Below are 2,380 nucleotides of genomic sequence, written 5' to 3' on the forward strand. Positions count from 1 at the left end.
GCCCCGCCCGCCAGCTCGCCGGGCGGGGCCGCGGTCGGCGTCCGGGGCGCGGATGCCGCCACGCGAGCCACCTGCAGCGTCGTCAGCCGCCCGCCGGTGCGCAGCACCGCGCGGCCGGGCACCCGCTCGTCCAGGAGCGCGGGAGCGGGGGAGCCCACGACGTCCTCGGCGTCGGCGCGGTCCTGCACCCGCAGCGCGATGCGCAGGTTGGTGTTGGCGCGGATGTCGGCGCTGACGACACCCGCGGGCCGCTGGGTGGCCAGCACCAGGTGCACCCCCAGGGAGCGACCCACCGCGGCCAGGCGCACCAGGCCGCCCACGAAGTCGGGCAGCTCCTCGGCCAGCACCCGGAACTCGTCCACCACCACGACCAGCCGCGCCAGCGAGGACGGGTCCGTGCGCGCGTGCAGCTCCGCCAGGTCACGGGCGCCGGCCGCGCGCAGCAGGCGCTCCCGGCGGCGCACCTCGGCGGACAGGCTGCGCAGCGCCCGCCGGCCGAGGTGCTCGTCCAGGTCGGTCACCAGCCCCGCGCAGTGCGGCAGGGTCGCGCACTCGGCGAACGCCGAGCCGCCCTTGTAGTCCACGAGCACGAACTGCAGCCGGTCGGGAGGGTGCGTCGCCGCCAGCCCGGCCACCAGCGTCTGCAGCAGCTCCGACTTGCCGGCGCCGGTGGTGCCCGCGACGAGCGCGTGCGGGCCGTCGGCGGCCAGGTCCACCAGCAGCGGCCCCGCGCCGTCGTCCCCCAGCGGCACGACCGGCGCGGGAGGAGGCGACGCCCAGCGGGCCGCCACGGACGCCGCGTCCAGCGGGTCCACCGCGAACGGGACGTGCCGCAACAGGTCGACGAGGTGGCACGTGCGCGGCAGCACCGCTGTCGCGGCGGACGGCGTCGCATCGCGCAGCGGCGCCAGCGCCCGGGCGCACGCCTGCGCCCACCACGCCTCCACGCCGTCCACCCGCACGGACCGCACCTCCTGCCCGCTCACCCGCAGCCGCGCACCCCCCTCGGGCGTGCCGTCCGGCGCCTCCCCACCCGTGCCGTCCACCTCCAGCACGGCGGCGCACTCCGGGGGCAGCCGTGCGGCGTCCTCGTCCAGGCAGACGACGCAGACGCCGGCAGCGGGACCCTCGCGCAGCACGTCGGCGACGCCGGGCACCGACCGCAGGGCCGCGGCGCCGTCCAGGACCACCACCACGCGCGGCACCGCGGCCACCCGCGAGCGACCACCCGGCCCGCGCGCCGCCAGCACCGCACGCAGCTCTTGCACCACCTCCGCCGCACCCGCCAGCCCCGTCGTGCGGGTGGCCACCTGATCCGGCCCCGGCCCCAGCGGCGCCCGGGCGTGCGGCAGCCACGCGGCCCACCCCCAGTCCGCGGCGGCCTCCTCCTCGTGCGCGGCCGACACCACGACGAGCGCCACCGCCGCCGGCGCGTGCCACGCCGCGACCTGGCCGACCAGGAAGCGCGCGCTGCCCAGCACGAGCCGGCGCGGGCCGCTGACGCCCAGCACCCCCACCTCGCCGAGGCGCACCGTCACCGGCACCCCGCGCAGCAGCGGCGGGACGCCGTCGAGGGTGCAGGTCGTGGCGGGCGCGTCACCGGTGCCCACCCGCAGCTCCAGCGCGTCGTGGTCGCCGCCGCCGCGCTCCCACAGCCGAAGACCCGGGCCCCGCACGACCGCCAGCACGGCGGCGGCGTCGGGTGCGGCCGCGTGCAGCCGGGTGTGCTCCGCGGCCAGCGCGGCGGACACCTCGGCCAGCACCGCGGCGCGCTCGGCCTCGCACCCCTGTTCGGCCACGGCGTGCCGGCGGCGCGCCGCCCGCGCGTCGCCCCACCACTGCCCCAGCAGCAGCACCGGTCCGGCCAGCCCCAGCAGCAGGGCCAGCGGGCTCCACAGCAGGGCCGTGACCACGGCGAGCACCAACGGCACGGTGGCGGCCAGCCACGGCGGCCCGGCGCGCACCGGCGCCACGGGTGCCGCGGGCAGCCGCAGCGCGCGCTCCTGCACCGCCTCGCGCAGCCGGGGTGCGCGGTTGACCAGCACGTGGCCCTCGCCGTCGGGAGCGCTCGCCGCGGGCGGTGCCGGCGGTGGGTCGCCCTGCAGCGTCGAGTCGCCCACCACCAGCCGGGCGCCGGCCAGCACCCCGCGCCCGGCCAGCTCCCGCCGCCAGCCGGCGTCCTCCAGCCAGGAACCGTTGGTCGAGCCCGCGTCCTCCACCTCCAGCGGCCCACCGCCGGCCGGCACGTGCACCCGGACGTGGTGGCGCGACAGGCCGGCGTCCGCGATGCGCACCGGCCCGGGCGCACGGCCCAGCAGGTGCGCGCCGGGCCCGAGCAGCGCGGTGCGCCCCGCGTCGGCGCCGCCGGTGACGACCCGGC

1 protein-coding gene is annotated in these 2,380 nt (G+C 80.3%); it reads right to left on the reverse strand.

Annotated features, from left to right (window positions below):
• A partial coding sequence (locus ABEB16_RS21615; RefSeq protein WP_345714232.1) for an FtsK/SpoIIIE domain-containing protein occupies positions 1–2,380 on the reverse strand: 2,380 nt, incomplete at both ends.

The sequence above is a fragment of the Kineococcus glutinatus genome (genome assembly GCF_039542765.1).
GTDB lineage: Bacteria > Actinomycetota > Actinomycetes > Actinomycetales > Kineococcaceae > Kineococcus_A > Kineococcus_A glutinatus.